Origin of the sequence: Clostridium sp. AF20-7, from assembly GCF_003479275.1 — a bacterium.
Lineage (GTDB): Bacteria > Bacillota > Clostridia > Lachnospirales > Lachnospiraceae > Otoolea > Otoolea fessa.
Genome location: NZ_QUGF01000010.1, coordinates 25,502 through 51,199, shown reverse-complemented (window position 1 = coordinate 51,199; position 25,698 = coordinate 25,502). Strand labels below are relative to the sequence as shown.

Genomic DNA, 25,698 nt, shown 5'->3' with positions numbered 1-25,698 from the left:
CTCTCACCTCTTCTGCATTCTGCCATGCTGCGCGATAATCTGATCCGTAAGTCTCGAAATCTCATTTTTCGAAAGCGAATCAATCTGCGCAGATAAATTTATTCTATGATATTTTAGTAATTCCCGCAAGACTTCTTTTTGCTTTTTTGACGCGGGCTGTTCGCGTTTTACCTTGTAAATCAAAGGCTGCGGTGCAAACACCTCCGGCACTTCCAGAAAATACCTGTTTTTAAGCTCCTGATACAGATGGTGCGCCGCCAGCGCATCCGAAAGCGCCCGATGGCTCTCGCCCGGATCCACCGCAAAATACCGGCACGCAGCTGCCAGATTCTTCTTTTCCTCCTCCGGCATGAAATGGCGGCAGATTTTCAAGGTATCAAGCCCCGCGTGCTCAAATGTATACTTCCGGTTGACCGCCGCCCGCTTGAGAAAGCTGAAATCAAAGATAACATGATGCCCCAGAAGCGGCAGCTCCCCGCAGAATGCCAGAAGATCCGGCAAAACCGCGTCCAGCACCGGTGCATCCTTCAAATCATCATCACAGATTCCCGTCAGCTCCCGGATGCGCGCATCCAGTTCCCGCTCCGGGTTGACAAACGTCGAATACGTCTGCACCACGATTCCATCTTCCACCCGCGCCGCGCCAATCTCGATGATCCGCTCGGTTTTGGGATTTAACCCTGTTGTCTCCAGGTCAATCGCTATATAAGAATTGTTTGTTTTTTCCATTTTATTTATCCATCGTAACTGTTCAGTACCTTCACAGTCACGCGCAGTAAATGCACAGACCTACTGAACAGTTTACTATCCATCTAATTTAAAATATGGCTGTCCTACATTTCTTCTCGTTCGCAGATGTTGAGACTGCCGCCATCCGCAATTTCTTTTTCCTGTCTTTCTCGGGAAAATCCCATTTCTCACTGTATTTCATCCTGGGAAATGGAAAATGCCGCCGCATTGCCAAACAGAGCATCCCGGTTTTTGTAATCAAACAGCACAAAGCTTCCGTCTTCCATCCGCTCTAAATGCGCCATTTTCGCCATCTGCCTGGAATCGTATGCCTCGTAGCCCTTCAAATAACGGCGTTCCTTCGCCTCGCGCATGAAAAACTGTTTCGTCTCCTTCTTCCACTCCGACGGATCCGGGGCAAAGGATGGACGGCTCTTGACGTTTTCACGGAGGTAGAGGTCATAAATGAGAAGATCCTGATAGGAAATTTCTTTGTTCCCCCATTTCTGAATAAACAGATACAAAATCTCATACCGTGCCAGCCGGTTATGGCTCACTCCATTCAGTCCCTCTTCCTCATAAAATGCCGCCAGGCGGTCATACAAATCAAACGCATCGCCCCATTCCTGCGACAGGCATTTCATCGTGCGGCGGAACTGCCCGCTGTTGTAATAGACCTCGACCATCTCTTCCACACCCTTGAGACGGATCACCTCTTCATAGGAAAGCCAGTTGGTTCTAAGCACCTCATACGGCGGCTTGCTCTGGCTGAGCAGACCGTATTTCTGCTTCATTTCTTCCATATAGGAACCTTTCAGCACCTTCAGAAAGCCAAGCTGAAGCTGTTCCGGCTCCATTTTGTATACATCATTGAAGGAACGATGAAAGCTCTCGATATCCTCATACGGAAGCCCCGCAATCAGGTCGAGATGCTGATGGATGTTGCCAAAGGTGTTGACCTGCGCCACACGGCGCGCCACCTTGTCCAGATCCATCGTCCTCCGGATCTCCTTCACAACCACCAGGTTCGTCGTCTGCACACCGATTTCCAACTGAATCAGCCCCGGACGCATCTGTTTCATCAGCGCCAGCTCGTCATCATCCAGAAGGTCCGATGAAATTTCAAAATGGAAGTTGGTAATTCCATTATCGTGATCCAGCAAATACTGCCAGATCGCCATCGAATGGCTCTTTTTGCAGTTAAACGTCCGGTCTACGAACTTTACCTGCGGCACCTTCCGGTCAAGGAAAAACTGCAGCTCCCTGGTTACCAGCGAAAGGCTGCGGAACCGCACTTTTTTGTCAATCGAAGACAGACAGTAACTACAGGAAAATGGACATCCACGGCTGCTCTCATAGTAGATAATGCGGTGTTCCAGCCCGCTTAAATCTCCGTAGGAAAATGGAATGTCGTCCAGATTCATGAGCGGCGCCGGGCGATGAACCTCGACGGTGTCGTCCGAACAGCGTAGGACAATGCCGGGGATCTCTGAAAAACAAACTTCCGTCCCGCGCTCACACGCCTCCACCAGCCGCGTAAATGTCTCCTCGCCTTCGCCCTGCATGATCAGCTCGACCTCCGGCAGCTCATCCATCAGGTGAACCGCGTCATACGAAGCCTCCGGACCTCCCATCCAGATGCGGACCTGCGGAAGAACCTTTTTCAAATCGTGGATCAGTTCCTTCACGTAAACGATATTCCAGATATAACAGGAAAATCCCACCACATCCGGTTTTCTCCGGTAAATATCCTGCAGAATCTGATCCATCTGGTGGTTGATGGTGTACTCGCCGAGATCGATCTGGATTTCCGACACGGTTTTCGTTCGATTCGCGCCTTTTGCTGCCTCCGAAACCATTTCCATTCCAACAGCCGCACCCTGCTCATCCTTCTGTCCCAGCCCCAGCCGCTCCATCGCATACCGTCTCAGGCTGTAAATTCCCAGATTTGAATGTATATATTTGGCATTAATCGCCGCCAATAAGTACCGCATCGTCTCACACCTTCAAAATATGATAGCCAGCCGCCTTATTGAGCCGGTTCATAATCGCCCGTCCTAAATTGTCTTCCGAAAATCCTTCCGAAAAGATATATTCCGCGCCGCGATCGTCGAAATCCCGCAGAACTGCATACAGGTTGTGTGCAACAGTCTCCTGACGCGCCCGCGCACCGATGCTTTCCAGCATCCCCGCCGGGTAACGGTCTTTCGTCTCGTCCGTACAGATAATTCCAACCTTGCGCCCTTCTGCCAGCTTTTCGCCTGCCAGGCGGTTGATCGTCTCCACAACTGCCTCCGTCTCGCCCTCGACCAGTGTCAGATCGGCTTTCGGTGCATAATGGCGGTATTTCATTCCCGGTGCTTTCGGGCGCACATCCGCGCTGACCGGTCCTAAAATCGCCGGATCAATGCCGACTTCCCCGACCGTTTCACGCAGCATCTCCACGGTGATCGCACCCGGTCTTAAAACCATCGGCATTTCCTCCGTAACATCCACGATCGTCGATTCCAGACCAATTCCAACCGGACCGCCGTCGATGATCGCATCGATCTTTCCGTCCATATCCTGAAGCACGTGATCAGCGCGCGTCGGGCTTGGGCGTCCCGATGTATTCGCACTCGGAGCCGCGATCGGCACGCCGGACAGACGGATTAACTCTGCCGCGATCGGATCAGACGGCATCCGGATTGCCACCGTGTCAAGCCCGCCGGTCGTTCCATACGGCACGATCGCGCTCTTAGGAAATACCATCGTCATCGGTCCCGGCCAGTATGCCTTTGCAAGCTTTTTGCCATTTTCCGGCATATTCGATACCAGTGGCGCGATCTCCTCCAGACAGGACACATGCGCGATCAGCGGGTTGTCAGACGGGCGTCCCTTCGCCGCATAAATCTTCTTCGCTGCCGCCTCATCCAGCGCATTCGCCCCCAGGCCGTACACCGTTTCCGTCGGAAATGCCACCAGACCGCCCGCGCGGATGATCGCTGCCGCCTTCTCAAGCACCTCCCGGTCATGCGCCGTAAAGTCCTTTGGATTTTCTATCTTCCACATCTGGGTATGAAGTTCTTTTTTCGTTTCGTTTTGCATATTGACTCTTCTTTCTACTATCTCACAATGAATAAATCTATCTTCCGTACTAAGCTCGAAAATACCTCGCTAAGTACTCCTAGTATGCGCGGCATGACTCGTACTAAGCTCGAAAATACCTCGCTAAGTACTCCTAGTATACACAAGATTCCTCGCCAGTTCAAGGTTTCAGCGCCCATTCAGATACTCCATAATCCCCATATGCAGCGTATACGCCACGCGGTCCTGGTATTCTTCTGTTTTCAGCAGTGCCGCCTCTTTCCAGTTAGACAAAAATCCGCACTCGACGATGACAATCGGACATTTGACGTGGAGCAGGAGATAATAGCTGTCATTCGGTTTGGCTTTTCTGCGGTTCTGGTCTCCCAGTGCATAGTCGAAGCGCTTCTGCAGTATTTCCGCCAGCCGTTTCCCCTTCTCTGACTTCCGGTAATAAAATACCTGCGCACCGGATACATCCTCCTGGTGGTAGCTGTTCTGGTGGATGCTGACGACCAGATCCGCGCCGGATTCCTCGACGCGGGCGCAGCGGTTTTTCATGTCGGACATTTTCCGGCTTCCGGCTGACGTATCGTAAAGTCCCCGGTCATCCTCCCGGCTCATCACGACCTCCACATCCGACTGCTCCAGATACCATTTCAGGCGCTTCGCGATCGCCAGATTGATGTCCTTTTCCAGGCTTCCGTCCACACTCACCTTTCCCGGATCAAAATCCCCATGTCCGGCGTCCAGGAACACCACCGGCTTTTTCTTCCCAAGCACGGCGTCCGCCCCCGCTGACGCCAGCCCCGCATACCGTGCCGCCAGAAAGACGCCGCAAAATAAAAGAAGGCAGACTGCCAATTCCACTGACAGCCGCCTTCGCATTTGTTTTAGAAACGGGTGTGTTTCAAACCATTCGTTCAAGTGCACAGCTCCTGATGCATTCTTATAATATCTATATTCGCCTTGTTCGCGGCATATCCCGCTATTTTCTAATTCCAATCCCGGCTCCTACTGCTGTGCCTCCGCTACATCCTTAAACCCAAGTCCAAAAATGCCCGAGGTTTCCTTCACAATCACAAACGCATTCTCATCCGTCTCCGCAATAATGCGTTTTAAACGATTGAACTCCGTTTTGCGGACGGTACATAAAACCACCGTCGTGTCCTCGCCGCTGTAGCCGCCCTTGCCCGGAAGCAGCGTTACCGTACGGTCAATTTCCTTAATGACACGTTCTGCGATTTTCTGCGGGTATTTCGTCACGATCGACGCCTCGCTTCCGGCATCATTTCCGTAGATGATCATGTCGATGACCTTCGTCTGCGCGTACAGGGAAATCAGTCCGAACAGAGCCGCATCGACATTTCCAAAGACGAAGATCGAGGTGGAGAGGATGATTCCATCGATCATCATCAGGGCGCGCCCGATCGAGACATGCGGATATTTCTTCTGGAGCAGGTAGCCGACCACATCGCTGCCGCCCGTCGTCGAACCGGACAGAAAGATGAACGCCATGCCGACGCCGACCAGAATGCCGCCGTAGAGACTTCCCATAAGCTGGTCGCCCATATAAACCGGAAAGACCGGGGCGATCACGTAGTCAAGCACCACCGAACAGATTCCGCACGCAAACGCCGTCCGCAGCGCAAAGGCACGGCTCAAATGAAACCACGCCAATATTAAAAGCGGCACATTGACCATCAGTGTCAGCCGTCCGACCGGCAGGTTCGTCACATGGTTTAACATCAGTGCCACGCCGACCGCACCGCCCGGCGCAATATTCGCCGTCTCAATAAAGCTGTGCGTGCCGATACTGTAGATAAATGCGCCCAGAATCAGATATAAAAAATCTTTTACAGAATATTTTCCAATGTATTTCTCCATTTCTGCATTTCCTCCTGTTATTCTGTCTGAGCGTTCCATCCTTTCCGGGCTGATTCTGCTGGTTCTGCTTCCCGCATCGTCCTCAATTTTCCGTATCTATCCTCCATCGCTCAGATTTCTTTTTCCTGTTTTTCCTTCGCCTTTTCGCCCCGCAGCTGGCTCGCCTTTCTCTGCAGCGTCTGCCTCGGCACATCCAGAATCCGCGCTGCCTCAGATATATTTCCGTGCGCCGCCTCCAACGCCTGCCAAATCAGTTTTTCCTCATAGGCAGCCACCGCCTCACGAAGCGACGAGCAGAGTTTTGGAACTTCTTCCAGGCTTTCCGGCGTCTTTTTCCTGTCCGCCTGCTTTTCCAGCAGAAGCTTTCCCTTGATGTCTTTATACTGGAGCAGGGCGCTCGTCTCGTCCACCATGCTCATGCCGTAAACGATCACGTGTTCCAGCTCCCGGACATTGCCCGGCCAGTCATATTCTTCCAGTTTTTTTAGCAGATCCTTTGACACATACTGAACCTGCTTGTGGAACGTGCCATTGTGTTTGTTTACATAAAACTTGACAAAATGTCCAATATCCGCCTTCCGTTCCCGCAGCGGCGGAATCCGGATCGACATCATGCTCAGACGATAATAAATATCGCGCCGAAGCTGTCCTTTCTCGATCGCCTCAAGCGGTTCCACATTGGTCGCCGCAATGATCTTCACATTCGTGCGTTTCGTCTCACTGCCGCCCAGGCTGCGGAAACTGCCATCCTGCAGAACCCGCAGAAGCTTTGACTGCAAAAACAGAGGCATCGAATTGATCTCGTCGAGAAACAGTGTTCCGCCGTCCGCCAGCTCAAAGAGTCCCTTATTTTCCATTGCCCCGGTAAACGCGCCCTTGGACGTTCCAAATAAGATACTTTCGAGCAAGGTATCCGGCAACGCCGCACAGTTCTGCGCGATAAACGGTTTATCCCTCCGTTCACTGGCATTGTGGATCGACTGTGCAAACACCTCTTTTCCGGTTCCCGTTTCCCCATAGATCATAACCGGCAGATCGCACGCCGCCACCACCGGTATATAGTCTCTGGCATTTTTCATTTTTTCATCCACCGCGATGATATCTTCCATCGTAAAAGATGCGCCGCTGTGTTTTTTCAGCTTTCCAGCGCCGCCGACCGGGATCTGTTCCGAAGTCAGTTCCACACTCTCCGGCTCTTCCTCGCCGTCTGTCATCTCCTCCATCGACAGATCGATCGCGCCCACCACGGCGCGCCCGCTCTTGATCGGAATCGAAAGAGAGCTGATATGGATGCCCTCCTGCCCCTTGGTCTGAAGCAGTTGATTTTCCACGTAAACCGGCAGTCCGACCTCCATCGCCCGGATCATGCTGCTGTTCTTAGCGTTCAGGTTTTCAAATACATCGAAAAAATTTTGTCCCACCAGCGCCTGGTAAGCTTCTCTCTCTTTCCGGTTTGAAAATTTACTATTTAACTTTGCTGAAAACAGAATCTCGCCATCCAGGTTGATGATCGTGATTCCGTCAATATATCCTTTTCCATGAAATAACTGTCTTAAAAACTCCATGCATTTCTCCCCTGTCTGAAACACCGCTGACCGGAATCACGCGCCAAGTCTCACGGACGTTCGACTTGAATCTGCGTTCATCCGGCCTGACAACGGTGTTATGTTTACACCTGTTCCAAGTGTATCAGAGGAAACAGGCAAAGACAAGTTTATCCGATCTCCTCCACACCTGGGCGATCCAACGGAAGTTTCAGCCACCACCATTTAAATACGATATTTGCGATGATGCATGCTGCCATGATTACCAAATAGATGCCGATAAACTTCCAATGGCTGCCATTTAAGAGCATCATCGGTCCCATCGACCACGCAAACATCTCTGCCGGAGTTGTAAACGGCGCTGCAAATGCAGTATCGTTCAGCGTCTTGGAGCGGTTTTCCGGATCAACGATTCGAAGAAGGATGAAGCCGATCGCAAAAACGCCCGTTGAATAGCCAAATACGAAGATCGCGCGCTCAAACCAGCTGCCGCGGTTCATCGCCGGACCAAAGAACATCAGAGTTGCCACTACGATTACAATACCGCAGAGCAGAAGAAGTGCCAGCGGAGCTGCATATTTAACGATAACTGCCAGTTTGATGGAAGCGATTCCGAAAAACACCAGATAATCCGTCGCAGTACCGGAGATACGTCCCACTACATTTTCATCAATATAATCACCGACGCCGACTTTTCGGAAAACGAGGAACATCACGATCGCGGTCAAAAATGCCATCAGGTAATTCGGCAGATCCAGACCGATCGCTGCATAGATTCCCTTACTGAGTCCCACACCGATACCGGATGCGATCAGCATCACTGCCAGATGCCATGCCAGCGGATCCAGGACGTTGGATGAAATAGTTTCCTCGCCCATCGACTTGCGCTCATTTTTGGGCACCAGACCACAGCGCAGATCATCGGAGATCTGATTGAAGCCTTTCATATATTTGGTCCAGCCCTTTTTCGTTCCCAGCTTGATGAAGAACAGACCGCCAAAGATACCCGATAAAATACCAACAGTTGCACAGGTCATCGCGATATCCATTGCATCCAGATCACCCAGTCTCTCAAACGCGGTACCAACAGCCGCTGCCGTTCCGTGTCCGCCGGAGAAACCAGCTGCCAGCAGCAGACCGAAGCCATAGTTAATGTTCGGGAATAATTTCGAAATTACTAAAATACTAAACAACGGTGCCAGTGAGAACTGAATCGCCTGTGCCAGCACTTTATAGGAAAAATAAGAACCAATCCGGTCAATTTCCGCTTTAAAATCTTTCTTATTGAAAGAAAATCCATTAATTCCGACACCTGCGAAAATCAGGATAATCAGAACACTTGCATAAGAACCAATATTTTCAGAAAACGGCAGGATTCCCAGTCCCTGCGCCCCGAGTGCCAGCGCGATAAATCCGGCAATCATGCTTGGCGGAATGAAAAATTTCTGTACCAACGGCACTTTTGCACGTAAAAGCTGACCAACCGCGATAAAAAACGATGCGATCGCAAAGTCCACTAAAATGTCTGTAACACTCACAGATACCCCTCCTATTCTTCTGTATCAAATGCGCCTCCAGCTATTTCCCATCCGGAAGCGCTTCTATTCTCCCCTCAAATGGCAGAGCGCTTTTCATCCGTATCCCCATACGTTTCACGAAAAGCGTTCTGCCGGTATCCTTTATCTGAAAATCACTTTTCTAATTTGATAAAGTTATCCGAATGGCTCTTGGTTGCCGACGGAGCCAGATCCAGTTTCTGATCTGCGATCTCTAAGATGTCTTCCGGACGAACCCACGGTCTGCCCTGGATGGCACTTGTCTCCTCATGGGTTAAGTATCCCTTGTAGGTGGTTAAGCTGCGGCGCAGGAAACCATCCTTTGCACATGCCTGCGCCACGCCATTGTTGATGATGCTTCTGAAGTGCGGCAGTACGGATGCTGCGTATGCGATCGAGGTAGACTGGGAAATTGCACCCGGAATGTTGCTTACGCAATAATGTACGACGCCCTCTTCGATGTAGCGCGGATTTTCATGGGTGGTCTCATGGAACGTCTCGATTGCACCATAATCGTTGCTGATATCTACGATAACGGAACCTTTCTCCATCGAGCGGACCATCTCGCGGTCGATCATGTATTCTTTGGCATCCTTCGGCCATCTAACACAATTATACACGACATCGATCTCCGGTAAAATCTTTTTCAGATTATAACGGTTGGAAATCTGGGTATTGACTTCCTCATTGAACTGTTTTCCGATATCACGCAGGGTTCCGATATTAATATCCATAACCGTTACCCACGCGCCCAGCGCATGAAGAACAGAGATTGCTGCGCGTCCTACCACGCCGCCTCCAATGACCAGCGCCTTAACGCCCGGAGCACCGCCGAGACCGTTGACGAATTTGCCCTTGCCGCCGTTGATGGAGAGCAGGGATTCCAGACCAAAAAGTGCGCCCGCCTTACCAGCTGCCTCGCAGTTCGGTGAACCGTAACGGTGGGAATCTTCTGCGGTAAATGCAATACACTTGCTGTCGAGAAGTGCCTGTACCTCCTCCGGATGTGCTGCCGGATGGATGCAGGTAAATACGATCTGGTTTTCACGGAGCAGCTTGTACTCGCACGGTTCAAACTCTTTTACCTTTGCGACGAAATCGCAGGTTGCATAAATTTCTTCCTTTGTATCAACCAGCTTCGCGCCCTCTTTCACATATGCCTCATCCGGGAATCCAGAACCTTCGCCCGCGCCCTTCTGAACGTAAACCTCATTGCCGTCACCTACCAGCATGCTTACCTCTGCCGGGGTTGCGATGACACGGTACTCGCCTACTTTGATGTCCTTCAATACGCCAACTTTCATAATGTGTTCCCTCCATGTAATATATTTTTCTTTTTGCTTGATACTTTTGCTTGATACTCATATATACAGCAAGTTCCGTGCCAACTTTTACGTTTTTCGATTTTATTTAATATTTTTCTTTTTTATTTTCCAAAAAATTCGAGGTTTTCCTTGTAAATACAAGGTTTTTGTCGAATTAAAATTTTTATTTATTTTTTTGATAACCTTCCAGGAATGACTCGTTCTTGTCTCATTTTTTCATAATGTAAAAAAATGACCCATTTATGAGCTTTTATGTGCTCATAAATGGGTCATTCAAATTTTATTTTTAAGTCATATGCCGATTTTTGAGTCTTTCATTTCCAGGGTGCTCATTTTGGTTTCTGCGCTTTCGCTGATAAACTTTTTATTTTTTTCACCCAGTTTGAGTCCTACTGCCCAACTTCCGCCGCTGCCAGCTTTCGCGACTCCGTCAGCGTCTTTCCCTCGCGCAGATGAACCGCCACGCGCTCCAGTTCCGCCGGATCTGCATAATTCGAATGGTTCACTGCATTGTACAAACTCCGCAGACTTTCCCTCGTACTGAATATCATCCGAAATAACGTGTCCTTGTGATCCCGCCTTGCTCTTGCGTAAGTTCCTTTTTTTATAAATCCTCCTTTCTGTCAGGAGAATTTCTTCTGCTTTGTAACACTCCCGTCACCTCACAGTCAGAGCAAAATCCATCGAAAATCTCCTGCTTTTCAATTGTTTCTTAATTGGATAAGCATATGATTTTCTCAGATTCATAATTAGATTGGAATGTAAGATATACTTGAAATGTTTACAAAGAAAAATATATGCTTGATATGATAAATGTAACATATCCGAACCCATGATGCAAGGTATATGGTTCTAAATTGTCCATCCGTTCAAAAGATGGATTTGCCGGATTCGGTCATTGCATCCGCAAAAAAGGAAGCAGATGAGCAAACCATTTAAGATCCCCTCACCTGCTTTTCTTATACCTTGATGTTGTCTTTGAAGTATTTCTCCCAAGAAATCTTGAACGCTTAATGGGGTCTGACCCCATTAACTTCATTCACTTTTTGGCTGTGTAGCTAAGGATACCGCAATTAATATAATCAATGCAATCGGGAATGCGACAAAAATTGTCTGTAATCCAAATGGAGAACCGGTTGCCTCCCAGATAATACTTAATCCACATCCAACAATCATGGATGAAATACCTCCAGCTTTTGTAGCTTTTTTCCATATAAGCGCTCCAACAACTGCTGGTGTAATTCCCGCTCCATATATTGTATAGGACCAGTACTGAATTGCCAGAATCGATGGGAAGAAAGTCAGAATAACATAAGCGACAATACCCGCAATCAAAATAAACGCACGGCTGACTTTAAGTTCTTCTTTTTCAGTTGCATTCGGATTGATTTTGCTATATAAATCAATACAGAAGTTAGCTGCTGCAGACAATAGGTATGAATCACCTGTGGTAATAGTAAATGCTGCTGCTGCAGAAAGTACAATACCACCTATAATCGTAGGAAGAAGCGTTGCTGCACCGATCAATGCCTGTCCTGCTGCAATACTGGTTCCAAAATACTGACGGGAAATGAATGCATAGCATGCAACAACCGGCATGATAACAAAACAAGCAAGCATAGTGCCCATCAGACCAACACGAGCTGTTTTTACATCCTTCGCTGCAACAATTCTCTGATAATAGTTCTGATCGGAACAAGTCAGAAGAATCAGCGGAAGATATCCGCCAACCCATTTAAGAAGCGTCTGACCGCCGAAGAACGTAAGGCTTTCCGGATCGTTGGCCTGTGCAGAAGAAATAACCCAATCCCAGCCACCTACTGTACTAATTAAAACAGGCAAGCCAATTGCAAGGCCACCTACCATCAAAAATGCGGACATTGCATCTGTCGTAGCAACTGTCTTCAATCCACCAGAAAGGGCTAGTACAATAACAAGTGCACAACAGATTATTGTACAATAAGTAGTTGGAATACCAGTTGTAGCATTTAAAATAAATCCAAGACCTCGATACTGATAAGAAACGATAGAAACCATCGCAAGTGCTATGATAACCGCTGATATTGTTCTAGCTTTAGAACCATATTTCGTTTCAAGAAGCTGTGATACCGTGTAGCAGTTGCTTTCCCGGATTTTAGGGGTCAGATAACATAAAACACTCATACTGATAACCGGACAAATCGTAAAAAACAAACCACTCCACAATCCATAATTAAAAGCTAGGCTATTTCCACCACCGGTTACTGTACCACCACCTGTATATGTAGCCAAAATCGTACCAACTGCTACAATCTTTCCAAGGCCTCTTCCTGCTAAGAAAAAATCTTCTTTTCCTTCTTTTTTTACAGCTGCTTTCTTTGCGAAATAAACTCCCGTTCCAACCAGAGCAAGTAAATAAACAATAACAACCAGAAGCATTTTAGGCTGAGCAATTAATTCATGCATAATGTATCCTCCTTTAATGTCAATATCATTTTCCATATTCTATACTAAAAGACCTTCTTTATATACCGCCGATAAATGTTCTGTAAACGCATGTAAATCTACCAATGGATTGGCATCCAGAACTACAATGTCTGCAATTTTTCCTTCTTCTAAAACACCTCTGTCTTTCACCCCAAGTTCCTCCGCAGCAGCCAAAGTTGCACAGCGAATCACCTGAGCAGCTGACATTCCATTTTCCTGCATTGCAACTAATTCTTTAAATATGGATGGGTGCGGGCCGAAATTCGGAGAACCTGCATCACTTCCCGCAACAATCTTCGTACCGATTTTCATGGCTGCTGAAAAAGCCTTTTTTTGATTTTCCTCAACAGCTGATGCCTTCTCTACGATAACATCTGCGATCATTCCTTTTCCTCGAGCCAGTTCTTTATATACCTGCAGAGTCGGAACCCACACCTGCCCATTTTCTTTCATCTTATGAAGAAGTTCTTCATCTAATGCACCTCCGTGCTCAATTGTATCAATTCCGGCATCAATACATTTTGAAATAGCATCTCGTGAAAGCGCATGTGCTGCGACCTTCATATTTAGACGGTGTGCTTCATATGTAATCGCCTTCAACTCATCCGGTGAATACATACATGGACCTACATCTTCCAATCCAGCTGCGCCTCCACTCGCCATGATCTTAATCCAATGAAGTGGTGGAATGCTCATCTCGATATTATAACCTTTCAAACGTTTAATTTTATCAATCAACTGCTCCTTTGTATTCGCAATATAGCCAATCATCGGACAATGTCCATAGGAACCTTGAATTGCACTTCCCGCCGGAACAATATGACTTCCTTTAATCAGTCCAATATTCACAGCTCTTGCCAGAGGAATCGAGCAATCATCATTACAGCCCAAATCGCGTACAGTCGTTACCCCGTTCTTTAAGGATTTTTCCGCCGAAGAAACACCTTTGGCAAAATTTAAATAGTTTCCGTCCCGTACAGTCTCATACATGGGGTCCTTGGCTGTTCCTTCCCATACAAGATGCACATGAGCATCCATAATACCTGGAATCAGATATTTTCCACTGCAGTCCACCTTCTTTGCTTCAGTCGGCGCCTTTTCCTGAACTGATGCAATTTGCTTACCAGTAATTTTTAAATCTGCCTTGATAAATTTTCCTGTTCTTACATCCAGAATTTTACCATTAACCAAATAGAATTCTTTCATACTTCCAACTCCTTCCTGATTTTTCAATCAATGTTGAATATAAATATCCGTAGCTAAAATCAAAATAATGTAATAAAATGAGGATTAAGAATAATTATTTTGATGAACAGATTATAAAAAAAATATAAACTGATTACTTCGTATATCTGATACAATATCAAAAAAACATCTTGTGCAGAATGCACAAGTAGAAAGGAGTCCCTTATGCTATCATTCCTATCATTCATGCAAAAGCTTTCTGCTTATCACGCTTTAAAAAAAGAAAGCATCCTCTATCCAGATTCCCCAATTTTTCACGTTCAAAACAACCTCCCTGTAAGAGAAACATTTACAGAAGCTACCGCATATATTATTCATTCTGATGATTGCCTTCAAATCCCCAAAGACAACCAAAATATACTTTGGATCATTTTGCCGAACGGCACAGATGACACAGAAATCCCTGATTGGATCGAAAACTATGTTATGCTGGCTGAACCTACCGTTCAAACTGAGCTTACATTCCAGCTGCAGCATATACTAAAAGTAGAGCGACGAATTGAAGAAGCTCATTACAAACTCAGCCAATGCCTGATAAACCGTAAAGATGTGAATACCATCCTATCTACAGGTGCAGAACTTCTCAAAAACCCCTTATTTTTATCGGATACATCCACCCGTGTTCTTCACTGGTCTGATCTGAAAGAACTAAAGAAAGTTGATGACGAACTAATTCAATGCATCATCAAACACAATTTTGTAACCTCCGATCTATTCGAAAAATACGACTATAAAACACTTCTGCCCAGTATCGAACAAACCGAACATGCCTTTATTGAACATTCTAATTACCAGAAGAAGAAAGAACGTCTGATTGTAAAAATTGTTATTGAGCACCGATATTTTGGCTGGATCGTAGTGATTCCACAGAAACGTCCCTTTGAAGACGGCGATTGTCAAATACTAGATATTTTGGCAAACGTCCTATCGTTAGAATTAGAGCGAAATAAAATAGGCTTTGCACTCAGTTATCGTGAAAATCTTCTATTTGAACTTATTTCCGGACGCATCGGCAATCAGGAAGAATTTAATTTACGGGCAAAAGGATTTGGCTGGATTCCGGGAGAACACTTCTATACCATGGCTATTGGCTTCCGGGATGCGTACCAATCGGACAATCAAGAACGTTCCATCACTGCTTACAAAAATCATCTTGGTATGATTTATCCAACCTATAAAGCAGTCTGTATCGGCAATATCTTATATCTGCTTCTTGAAACCAAAGATCTGGAATCAGTTGCCAATAACTTGGATAACTTCTTTCAAACTTATCATCTGGCCGCTGGTTGCAGTCACCATTTTTCAAATATCATTGAATTTAGTGCATCTGTAGAACAATCCCTAGAGATTCTACGAATTGGAATGAAACAGAATCCAAGGCAGAATATCTATCGATTTCAGGAATACAATATGCCTTACCTGGTTTCCACTTTGAAAAAATATAGTCAGCCGAACTATTTCTGCCTTCCAGAAATACTCAGATTACAGGCCTATGATCAAGAATTCGGAACCGATTATTTAGATACATTACAAACCTACCTCTTCTTCCGCAATGTAATAACTGCAGCAAATCATCTTCACATTCACAGGAACACTATGAATTACAGAATCCAAAAAATTATTGAAATTACGGGGTTAAAGCTTACCGAAGGCGAGGATTTGTATAAAATATGGCTTAGCTGCCTCATTCTTGGTGTTAATGGGTTCTGCCCCCATTAACTTTGAATCACTTTTTCTTTACCATGCAGCGTTTCTTAAAGAATGAAATACCATGCAAAGAATCTGACCAACGCCCCCACTGTGTATCACACACAGCGAGGGCTTTTTTTGCACTCCAGGAGTTCATTTTATTTCCGTCATAAACTATACACTTCCACCATAAGCCGTATCCCGACTTTCAGACCTTCCTGCTCCGGCTTCAGCTTCTTCCGGTCTCCACCGGGCTTTCTGACTTTATATGCTCTTTTCTCTCCCATAATTATTCGTGCAGCTCCAGCGGCAATCCGTCCGGGTCAAGGCAAAATCAAAATATAAAATTCTAAACTTGAAATTTCCAAGGTAATTTTGCTTGAGTAATTTCACAAAAAGCCGTTTTTCTGAAATTTCTTCCGTTCTTTATTTTCACAATAAGTTGATTTCTTGAAATTTCTATGCTAAAATAGCCTCAAAAATTTCAATTTCCATTTTTCGGAGGAAAAAAACAATTATGACAAACCGAGCAGGAACACTCGTGAGTAATCTGTCAGGCGAAATGGCGTATGAATCCTTTCGGCCAGCTCCGCTTCCACCAAATCCTCCTATTGAGGTATCTGGTGAGCTTCTCACGAAACTTATTGATGCAAACAAGAAAATAGCAACACTTGAAGGGCTTTCCTCCCGTATACCAAACATGGGACTTTTTGTTTCCATGTATGTCCGTAAAGAAGCCCTTCTTTCCTCACAGATTGAAGGTACACAGTGCACCCTTGAGGATATCTTGAATCCTCTGATTGAAGACAACACCAATCGAGATGTTTCCGATGTTGTTAACTATATCCGTGCGACTGAGTTTGCGCTTGAGCGGCTGAAAACACTACCTCTGTGCAATCGTCTAATTAAAGAAACTCATGCAGTTCTTCTGGAAAGCGCGCGAGGACAGGAAAAGAATCCTGGCGAATTCCGGTATTCACAAAACTGGATTGGCGGTCAGGGAAGTACTCTCAAAAACGCTCGATATATTCCGCCAAATCCTGAAGATATGCTAACAGCCATGTCCGACCTTGAAAAATATATCAATAGTGATGATACTCTTGACCCTTTGATTCAAGCCGCATTAATCCACTATCAATTTGAAACCACTCACCCTTTCCTTGATGGTAATGGACGTGTTGGACGACTTCTCATTACGCTCTTCCTAATGGAAAAAGGCATTCTGTCTACTCCCGCACTCTATATTTCTTATTACCTCAAGATGAACCGTATTGAGTACTATGACCGTATGACTCAGGTGCGACGTACTGGTGATTATGAGCAATGGATTTCTTTTTTCCTTCAGGCTTTTGCAGATTCTGCAGAAGATGCGATTCATACAATTGATTATCTTACTGCATTACACGATAAAAGCACAAAATTATTTGATGCTCTCACAAAGAGACAGCGTACCAGCGTTCTTAAAGTGTTTGCCTATTTGGAATCAAATCCTATTATTGATATTCAGAAAACCTCTACAGCTCTTGAAATGTCCTATAATACTGTGTCAAAGGTAGTCTCCATTTTGGTCAATGATGGAATCTTGAAGCAAACAGACAAATCTGGAAAGGCTAAGATATATTCTTATACCGAATACCTCGATATTCTCCGTAAGGACACTTAACGCCTTGACTATCACCGCAAAAAGCGCTCCAAACAATGTCTTTTTCTCAATTTCTTTCACAATTTTCACTCTTATTCTACCACAAGATTACTACAAATGTCTTTCTTCCGTCAAGTCGCACGAAAAAGCGCCTGCACATCCGCACAGGCGCCTTTTCCCAAAATAAATAAGTTGGTGAATAAGTAGTTATTGTATATAAAAAATATAATGGAGGCATAATTAATAAATGACTACGCTTCTTTCTCTGCTTCCAGCTGTTTTTTCAGTGTTCTCAGCTGTCCGCCATTTAAGACAACTTCGATTTCCTTATCTGTCAGTTCTAATTTAACCCAGAAGGAAAATCCTTTTGTCTTATCAGTAATCTGCACACGGTGTGCTGCAATCTGCTCCCGCAGGTTATCGATATGAAGTTCATCCGTCTGCTCCAGACGTTCATAATCAGCTCCATCCTCAAACAGCATCGGAATTACGCCATGATTTACCAGATTTCCTTTATGGATACGGGCAATACTCTTGGCAATGACCGCTTTTACACCCAGATACATGGGATTAATAGCCGCATGCTCACGGGAGGAACCCTGTCCATAGTTTTCACCGCCGATGATAACGCTCTGTCCCATTTCTTTTGCGCGAGCTGCAAATTCCGGATCATATCGATGATAGCAATACTGGGACATCAACGGAATATTGGAACGCATACTGCTGAACTCAGCACTTGCCGGTGTAATATCATCGGTGGATACATTATCACGAGCTTTTAAGCTGATAGGAGCATCCAGTGTCTCCTGCGGCGGTTCCGGAACCGGAAGAAACTTGATGTTCGGTCCGCGGACAATCTCCACCTTCGCAGCTTCCTCCAGAGACAGCGGCGGAAGAATCATCGAATCATCAATATCGTACTGATCCGGCTCGTGAATTGAATCCAGGATCTTCACATTTTCACCCATAATATCTTCTGCTGTTGCGAAGGTTCCCATAATCGCTGTCGCTGCAGCACTCTCCGGGCTTACCAGATAGATCTTGGCAGTCGGATTCCCGGCACGTCCCTTGAAATTACGGTTGGAGGTGCGGACTGCCACACCGTCGGTCGCCGGAGTCTGACCGATTGCGCAGCACGGACCACAGGCAATCTCCAGAAGACGGACACCTGCATCCAGAAGCATCTCCACATATCCATCGCGCATCAGCTGACGGTACACCTGCTTGGAAGAAACCGCACAGGTACAGCTTACATCCTCATTCACATGATGTCCCTTAAATACAAGTGCTGCTTTTGCAATATCGGCATAGCTTGCATTGGTACAGCTTCCGATAAATACCTGCTGTACTCTCTTCTTTTCCGCCTGATGCAGCGGCATAACATTGTCCGGCTGGTGCGGACATGCGATCAACGGCTCTAACTCGCTTAAATTGATATCGATCGTCTCGTCGTACTCGGCGTCCTCATCCGGAAGAAGCTCTGTATATGCTTCCGGGCGTCCCTGTGCAGCCAGGAATCTCTTTACCTGTGCATCTGCCGGGAAAATGGACGTGGTCGCGCCCATTTCCGCACCCATGTTTGCGATGGTCGCACGTGCCGGAATCTCCATCTCGGCAACTGCCGGTCCCACGTACTCATATACATTTCCCAGACCGCCCTTGATGGTCACGCGGCGAAGCATTTCCAGGATAACTTCCTTCGAGTTGCAGCCCGGCCTTAATTTACCGGTCAGGTTGACACGGACGACTCTCGGCATCGTCAGACGCATCGGAACACCCGTCATCGCCGTTGCTACATCCATGCCGCCGACACCGATACACAGCATACCGATCGCGCCGCCATGCGGTGTGTGACTGTCTCCGCCCATCGATACCTTGCCTGGCGCACCGAAACGGGATACATGAACGGTATGGCAGATGCCGTTGCCCGGTCTGGACACATACACGCCGAATTTCTTTGCTGCGGACTGCAAATAAATGTGGTCGTCCGGCGTCTTATTATCTACATATAATAAATTGTGATCGAGATAGCTGACGCTGCACTCCGTGCGGACACGGTCCAGCCCGATCGCCTCGAATGCCAGATAAGTCATAACGGCATTGATATCGTGTGTCAATGTCTGATCCACCTTGATAAAAATTTCTTTGCCCGGCGTCATATCGCCCGATACGAAATGTGACTCAATAATCTTTCTGGTAAGTGATTTCCCCATGTTTTGATTTCCTCCATTTGGTTTGTCATATTCTCTCGGAGTCTTTCCTGCACTCCGCCATCTCTATCAGCCCCGCAGCCTTGATCCGGCTGCCCGTCTGTTTTTTCCGTCCTTATTGTAACGCCTGCCTGCGGGGAAAATCCAATTAAGAAAGGGAATGAAGGTATAACTTTCTGTTATCAGGGCTTTTCCCCGTACTCCTCCCTACTCAATTCTTCGCTTCCATTTACGCCTCCTTATTTTCGCTCATTTTTCGTATATCTACAAAATTATATTATATCTTTTAGGTAACATTAAAAATTATTTTATTTTATTTTGTAATTTTATGTATCTTTTTGTATTTTTCCGACTGTTTTATGTTAGAATCCAGCCATGTTTGGGAGGACAATTTGTATTAGGGAGGAAATTCGAATGAGAAAAATTAAAATGATGACCAGTGCAGTGCTTCTTTCTTTATCCCTGGCTTTTTCTTTAACAGCTTGTGGAACAAAGTCTGAACCGGCAGCCGATACAACAGCGGATGAAGCCGAAGTAACCGAGACAGAAGGCGAAGCAGAGACTGCCGAAGAAGCGGCGAATGACGAAGAAGAGAAAGTCAAAGTCGGCGTTTCATGGAATGCAGACGAAATCGACGAAGATGCACAGTTATATATAGATGCCGTTACCAAAGCTGGCGGCGAAGCAATTTATCTTCCTCAGATCAAAACCGAGGATGACGCGAAAAATGCTCTGGCAGAAATCGATGCTCTGGTTATGACCGGCGGCGAAGATATTGATCCGAGCTACTACGGCGAAGAGCCAAACGAAAAATTAGAGACTGTAAACGAAGTCAGAGATACTTCTGATTCTCTTTTAATCAAGGCAGCTCTCGATGAGGATATCCCGATGCTCTGCACCTGCCGTGGCATGCAGTTCTTAAACGTATTAAGCGGCGGTACCTTATATCAGGATCTTCCGACTCAGAATCCGTCCGATATCGAACATCGCGATCCGGACCGTAAGGTATTCGCAAAACATGAGATTACCGTAGACAAAGATAACATCGTTGCTGCCGCATTTGGCGGAGAAGGCACCTACACTGTAAACTCCTGGCATCATCAGGCAGTCGATCAGTTAGGTGACAACCTGAAAGTCGTTGCTACTGCTCCAGATGGAATCATCGAAGCAATCGTCAGAGAAGATAAAGACTACGTGATGGGCTTACAGTTCCATCCGGAAGCTATGATCGCTGAAGGTGATGACAGTTTTCTTGCTTTCTACACCAACCTGATCGATCAGGCAAAAGAGGCAGAATAATCACATTTCTCCCAGACAAAACAATATTTTTGATGTTTTAATAACCTCCAGGCGGATGAATCAATCTTTCCGCCCGGAGGTTTTTTGTCCAAGACGCTCTTTTTTTATAAAGAAGAATGTGCCTTGGCACATTCTCGCGCCGAGCGCGGTCGCTTGCGACAAACTACATCTTCGCGCGAGTGCGCATCATTGGCACGTTAGTGCCTTTTTGTGTAATAGGGGATTCCAAGGAATTTCCTATTACATAAAAAAGCAGAAGCCCCACGCTCCCGCATGAGACTTCCACCCTACTTTGAATCATTGAATCTTAATTAAATTGTCTCTACTCCCAGCCAATCACATCCCAGACGTCGCTGGTTTCCAGCCCCAGCCGCCATCCGGCTACGCCTGCCAGGTCGTATTTCTTGATTAAATCCATCTTGAGTCCCAGAGACTTTGTCTCCTCCATCCAGAGCTGCTGTTCGCCGTTCTGGCTGTCCAGCCTGCCGTAATACTGACCAGCCGAATCATCCCAGGTCAGATCCATGCCGCTCTCCGACACCCATTTTGTCGCCTCGGAGATTCCCATCGCACGGGAGGACGCATTGTCGCCGCTTCCCGTCCAGAGCCTTGTGTAGAACGGGACTGCGTTGATTACCTTTTCCTTCGGAACCAGGGAAAGCATATCTTTGATGCCGTTTTCGACATATCCGATCGAAGAAACAGAACCGGCTTCGCCGCCTGCATAGTGCTCATCATAACCCATGATAATCACATAATCTGCGACGTTGCCCTGCTCTTTCTGGTTGTAGAAACGGTTATATACCGCCGGAACATAGTTATCGACCGACAGCACCAGCCCTTTCTTTCGGCAGGAAACCGACAGCTCGCGGATAAACTCAATGTAATGGACGCCCGCCGCCGTCTTCAAACTCTCAAAATCCAGATTGATACCGTCAAATCCATAACGGTCCGCCTCTGTCATCATATTTTCAATCAGTTTTTCGCGCACAGACGTCCTGGAAAGAAGCACCTCCGCCTGCACGTTCTTGCTGCATTCGCGGCTGAAATTGTCGAGTACCGCCCAGACCTGCAGACCTTTTTCATGCGCCCGATCCACATAGGACTTATCTGCCAGAGATTCATACGCGCCGCTGTTGCTACTAAGCGTAAACCACGTCGGCGCGATGACATTGACACCTTTCGTCTTTGCAATCAGAGAATCCATCGCCTGGTTTGCCGCCGCGATCGTTACCTGATGCCAGACCATCACAATCTTCTGATCCAGTGAAATATTCTGGTAGACCGGAGCAGTAAAATCACTCTTTAACGTCTCCTCATGCAGATTTTTCATCTTCCACTTGTGCATATATCCAATATGACCGTCCGGTGTCATGACTCTCGCCCAGTTGTCATACTGTTCCAGCACCGTCACTGTCCCGCCGCGCTTTATCTCAGTCACAATCGGGCTTTTCAAGCCGCCTCTTAAGCGGATCTTGGCGCTCCACGCCGCATCTGCCACCGTGATCGGATCCCAGTTATTTTCCACGAAAACCCGCTTCTGTGCCTCACCATCATACGCCTGCAGACGCACATCGGTGTATTTCTGAATCAGAGCCAGTGAAAGATAAACTGCATCGCCATCCCGGTAAAGGATCTTTTTTCCGTCCTCATCCACTGTCGTCTCGTCGCTTTTCACGATCTCCTCCGGCAGGGCGTACACCAGTATTTCCTCATTGGCATCCCAGTAAAAACGTTCATTTAAGTTCGCATCTACCCACGCAGCCGGCAGATATGTCTGCCCGTCCACGTAGACCCCGCTCTCCTCCTGACGTTCATAGTTCAGATACAGCGCCACCCGGTCGCTGCCGCCCGCCGCGTACAGAGCATCCAAATCCGCCCTCTCCCGGCTTGGCATATATTTGATCGCTGCAATCACACCAACGGCTGCCACGATTAAAAACAGCACAAACCCGAAAATCCGTCCCAGACAGCCCGAACGTGCTTTCCTTGATCTTCCTCTTTCCATGTTTTCCTCCGGTGTATGTTAAGGTAATACCATAAGCACTAAGCTCGAAAATACCTCGCTAAGTGCCCTTATTATATCACACCAGCTCCATGGAATGTTGACTTTTTTCTTAACTCCTCTTTCATTTTCCCTGTAATAGGTTACTGTTTACGCATACGTGCCCAGTAACTGTAATAGCACCATCTAAACAGTTCTCACCATTTTCTCCGAAAGAAAAATCCGGCGGACTGTCCAGATACGGACAAAACGGCACCTCTCTTATCACCGGTTGTAAACCCGGTCAAAATGTATCTCTGTCAGCACTCCTGTCTCCGCTCCGACGTAATCAGCCATATAAAACGAGCCGTCCTCCCGGAACTCACACAGCTTCCTGTATTCTTCTGGCCTGCACTCCCTCCCATCAATTAAAATCTGGATTCCTTTGCTTTTATATCGCTGTAATCCCTCGACAAATATTCTCTGCTGTTCCCTACGCCTCCTCTCTGCCTCTTCTTTTTTACTTTTTCTCACTACCATTCCACACCTTCTCCATTCCGCGAAAACAGCCCCTTCTAACTTTTGACCTTTCGGAGATAATCGGTAATTTATAACCCCAGGTCTGCCTCGCTTATCGTAGGAATTTTCCAAAAAAAGTCATGGACTCTCCCGTAACCATCAATGCGTTCTTCTGCAGTGGGATTCGCCGGATCCGGATATCCAGATATTGCTCTGCCATTTTTACAGCTTCCTCTTCTCCAAATGAGACGAAATACTCACACCATTTTTTCCATTTTTGCTTTTCTGCTGCCAATGCCGCAAAATCTGCCAGCTGCCATCCGCTGACCGAACCGACCAGAAAACAGCGGCTGCATCGAAAAAAGGCATCCTGATTCTTCTGTGTCAAGGCTCCGAAGTCGATCACCATCGCCTCCATCCCCCTTTCCGAACAATCGTACCATTCTGCACGTTCAGCCTTTTGATAGAAAAAAATTCCCCTAATTTCAAACGGCTGTCCTGCCCCGTCTATAACCGGTTTTTCCCTTCTTTTTCCCGTCCGGAATATCTTTTCAAGCTGTGCAAATGAGCCGCTCTCATTTTGTTCCAGAACCGCCGTTCGCCGGCACAGAACCCCGGACAGATATGCTGCCGTCATAAGCGAAAAGTGTGTCACCCCAACCGATGGTCCGCTCCCGGCTATCCCGATACATTCCAAGCGTTCTGTCCCGGCCTGCTTTGTGTCTGGCACTGGTTTTTGCCTGAATTTTCGCCCCACTTTTGAGCCTTCGCCCCGTTTTCCGATTCTAATCTGTATTTCCTCCTATTTCCACTGCCACGGGAATCCACCCATAAAGCGCTCCCACCTTCGCCGGATGTTCCGCCAGAGTCCCCCTTCTTTTGCTGCCTGTCTAGTCCCCCGTCCTTTTTTGAGAGCTGCCTCCCAGAAAATCCTTTCAAAAAATTCTGTCTCCTCCGCTGCCTCATTTTCCTGCCCCCGCCTTCCGCCTGCATCGAACGGCGGGGTTAAAAACGGAAGCCGCAGATACCTAAGATGCCGGACCTCCTCCGGAAGATAATCCCGCCCGCATTTTCTGTGATTTAATAAAATCTGGAGTCCCTCTTCTGCTCCCAGAAACCGGATCACCCGCAGAGAATCTTCTTTCTCCCACGGCTGCAATCCACAGACGAAAAGAATCAAATCATACTCCCCCTCCAGAACCGTCTGGAGCTCGGTTCCGCAGTCATCTAAAATCACTTCAAACACTGGCTGTTCCAGCTGCACCACATCGCTGTATCTGGGTTTCAACGCCAGACCGTCCATGTAATAAATTCCATGTTCATCCGGCGCCAGCCCATACCAGGATGCCAGCCTGCGGACTGCCCCCGTGTCATTCTGCTCCCTGTAAAGGCAGGAAACTCCTTTCTGCCGCAGATATCGGACCGCGCCAAGTGCGGTATGTGTAACCCCGATTCCGCTCCGGCTGCCTGCTGCGGCAATCCTGAGAAGTGGTATATGACGTTCTGCAAATATGCGCGCCTCCAGTTTTTCCAATGCCTCTAACACTTCCCGGACACTCTGGCAGCGCTCTTTTTTCTCTGTTCTGAGACATCGCCCCATAAGAATGTACAGATCTCCCCGACAGCTTCCCTGTCCTGCTTTTATCTCCCCCTCTGGGGCATGCCCTGTCCCCATATAGTACAGGAGGGCGCCAATGGCATAGATGTCGGTCCTCTCATCCAGAGTCCCTCCCTCGTACTGTTCGGGGGCTGCAAAGCCTTTTGTTCCATAGCAAACAGATCGTTCCTGGCTCAAAGACGCCAGTGCCGCCTGATCAAAATCAATCAATTTTAATTGTTCCCGGCAGATTAGAAGATTCCCGGGGTGGAGATCTAAATATAAGATTGGATTTGGTTTGAATGAATGCAGATAATTCATGATCCGGCAAAGCTCAATTCCCAGACGGATAAGCTCTCCCGTTTGCAGACTGCCCGTTCTCTCAATTCGGGCATACAACGACTCACCGCACAGATATTCCTCGATGAGATAATAATAATTTTCGTCAATTTCCAGATCGTAGATGATCGGGATTCCCGGATGGCGCAGCCGCTTCAAAAGCGCTGCTTCCTGAATGAAACCGCTCTCTGTCCGCCTGACACGCTTAATCGCTCTCTCTTCATCAAGCCCCAGATGCCTGGCTAAAAAAACAGTTCCGCTCCGACCGCGTCCGATCACACGTTCCAGCTGGTATTTTCCAAATAGAACGGCTGCTTCCGTACCGCGCCTCCTTTCGGTCTATACCACCTCTCAAGATTCATTGTATACGATCCCCTCGGTTCCCGCAACCGTTTTTAGAAAGATTTTATGCTTTTTTTTCATATTCAAATTGCCAAGTGATTATATTATATAGTATGATGAATACCAAGGTTCCAAAGTCCAAAACATGAGTAAGCAGCCTTTTTCCGCAGAAAAATGAGCGGCTTACGAATGTCTTGCAAAATTGCGGAAGTGCGAAGCACGAAGCATTCGGTATCTTAACCACCCAAAAGACAAGGAA

General features: G+C 47.1%; 19 protein-coding genes. 3 read left to right on the top strand and 16 right to left on the bottom strand.

All coding sequences use genetic code 11. The annotated features are described in order from the left end of the window. Window positions 1–3: 3 nt before the first annotated feature. The 11 genes from DWX68_RS11520 to DWX68_RS11475 all read right to left on the bottom strand — a co-directional run bounded on the left by DWX68_RS11520 (window position 4) and on the right by DWX68_RS11475 (window position 13,779). Entirely contained in the window at window positions 4–729 is a 726-nt protein-coding gene (locus tag DWX68_RS11520; RefSeq protein ID WP_118570144.1) for a 3'-5' exonuclease, read from the bottom strand. A gap of 188 nt (window positions 730–917) precedes the next feature. Further along, entirely contained in the window at window positions 918–2,723 is a 1,806-nt protein-coding gene (locus DWX68_RS11515) for a B12-binding domain-containing radical SAM protein (RefSeq protein ID WP_118629566.1), read from the bottom strand. Between the two features lie 4 nt (window positions 2,724–2,727). Further along, window positions 2,728–3,780 carry an L-threonylcarbamoyladenylate synthase gene (locus DWX68_RS11510; RefSeq protein ID WP_181357271.1) on the bottom strand — a complete coding sequence of 351 codons (1,053 nt, stop codon included), beginning with the start codon at window positions 3,778–3,780 and terminating at the stop codon, window positions 2,728–2,730. A gap of 204 nt (window positions 3,781–3,984) precedes the next feature. Next, window positions 3,985–4,722, bottom strand: coding sequence for an N-acetylmuramoyl-L-alanine amidase (locus DWX68_RS11505; protein WP_333489847.1), 738 nt, complete (start codon window positions 4,720–4,722; stop codon window positions 3,985–3,987). A gap of 87 nt (window positions 4,723–4,809) precedes the next feature. Continuing rightward, window positions 4,810–5,682, bottom strand: coding sequence for a YitT family protein (locus DWX68_RS11500; protein ID WP_107001826.1), 873 nt, complete (start codon window positions 5,680–5,682; stop codon window positions 4,810–4,812). A gap of 110 nt (window positions 5,683–5,792) precedes the next feature. Further along, window positions 5,793–7,247: a sigma 54-interacting transcriptional regulator gene (locus tag DWX68_RS11495; RefSeq protein ID WP_118293786.1), complete on the bottom strand. Its 1,455-nt coding sequence runs from the start codon at window positions 7,245–7,247 to the stop codon at window positions 5,793–5,795. Window positions 7,248–7,396: 149 nt separating this feature from the next. Next, entirely contained in the window at window positions 7,397–8,764 is a 1,368-nt protein-coding gene (locus DWX68_RS11490) for a sodium/glutamate symporter (RefSeq protein WP_022358860.1), read from the bottom strand. A gap of 152 nt (window positions 8,765–8,916) precedes the next feature. Next, window positions 8,917–10,086, bottom strand: coding sequence for an alanine dehydrogenase (locus DWX68_RS11485; RefSeq protein WP_107001824.1), 1,170 nt, complete (start codon window positions 10,084–10,086; stop codon window positions 8,917–8,919). Between the two features lie 410 nt (window positions 10,087–10,496). Continuing rightward, on the bottom strand, window positions 10,497–10,658 hold the full coding sequence (locus tag DWX68_RS14735; RefSeq protein WP_182432186.1) for a hypothetical protein: 162 nt from the start codon (window positions 10,656–10,658) through the stop codon (window positions 10,497–10,499). A 484-nt stretch (window positions 10,659–11,142) separates the two neighbouring features. After that, window positions 11,143–12,552: a sodium:solute symporter family protein gene (locus DWX68_RS11480; RefSeq protein WP_182432185.1), complete on the bottom strand. Its 1,410-nt coding sequence runs from the start codon at window positions 12,550–12,552 to the stop codon at window positions 11,143–11,145. Between the two features lie 39 nt (window positions 12,553–12,591). Further along, a complete protein-coding gene (locus DWX68_RS11475; RefSeq protein WP_118629562.1) occupies window positions 12,592–13,779 on the bottom strand; it encodes an amidohydrolase family protein in 1,188 nt (395 codons plus the stop codon). A 225-nt stretch (window positions 13,780–14,004) separates the two neighbouring features. On the opposite strand from DWX68_RS11475, the gene DWX68_RS11470 reads away from it, so the two are divergent. Both DWX68_RS11470 and DWX68_RS11465 read left to right on the top strand, forming a co-directional pair. Then, window positions 14,005–15,537: a helix-turn-helix domain-containing protein gene (locus DWX68_RS11470; protein WP_182432184.1), complete on the top strand. Its 1,533-nt coding sequence runs from the start codon at window positions 14,005–14,007 to the stop codon at window positions 15,535–15,537. A 487-nt stretch (window positions 15,538–16,024) separates the two neighbouring features. Further along, entirely contained in the window at window positions 16,025–17,170 is a 1,146-nt protein-coding gene (locus tag DWX68_RS11465; protein ID WP_118629558.1) for a Fic family protein, read from the top strand. Window positions 17,171–17,400: 230 nt separating this feature from the next. Here DWX68_RS11465 and DWX68_RS11460 read toward each other — a convergent pair whose 3' ends face one another. Continuing rightward, window positions 17,401–19,362, bottom strand: coding sequence for an aconitate hydratase (locus tag DWX68_RS11460; protein WP_118629556.1), 1,962 nt, complete (start codon window positions 19,360–19,362; stop codon window positions 17,401–17,403). A gap of 411 nt (window positions 19,363–19,773) precedes the next feature. Between DWX68_RS11460 and DWX68_RS11455 the strand changes: the two genes are divergently transcribed. After that, window positions 19,774–20,658 carry a gamma-glutamyl-gamma-aminobutyrate hydrolase family protein gene (locus DWX68_RS11455; RefSeq protein WP_182432183.1) on the top strand — a complete coding sequence of 295 codons (885 nt, stop codon included), beginning with the start codon at window positions 19,774–19,776 and terminating at the stop codon, window positions 20,656–20,658. Between the two features lie 322 nt (window positions 20,659–20,980). Here DWX68_RS11455 and DWX68_RS11450 read toward each other — a convergent pair whose 3' ends face one another. From DWX68_RS11450 to DWX68_RS11435, 4 genes are all read right to left on the bottom strand, one after another. After that, window positions 20,981–22,666, bottom strand: coding sequence for a glycosyl hydrolase family 18 protein (locus tag DWX68_RS11450; protein ID WP_118629552.1), 1,686 nt, complete (start codon window positions 22,664–22,666; stop codon window positions 20,981–20,983). A 261-nt stretch (window positions 22,667–22,927) separates the two neighbouring features. Then, window positions 22,928–23,182, bottom strand: coding sequence for a hypothetical protein (locus tag DWX68_RS11445; protein ID WP_022358865.1), 255 nt, complete (start codon window positions 23,180–23,182; stop codon window positions 22,928–22,930). Between the two features lie 91 nt (window positions 23,183–23,273). Beyond that, entirely contained in the window at window positions 23,274–23,798 is a 525-nt protein-coding gene (locus DWX68_RS11440; RefSeq protein ID WP_107001814.1) for a hypothetical protein, read from the bottom strand. Between the two features lie 165 nt (window positions 23,799–23,963). Continuing rightward, a complete protein-coding gene (locus tag DWX68_RS11435) occupies window positions 23,964–25,385 on the bottom strand; it encodes a serine/threonine-protein kinase (RefSeq protein ID WP_118629550.1) in 1,422 nt (473 codons plus the stop codon). Window positions 25,386–25,698: the final 313 nt, after the last annotated feature.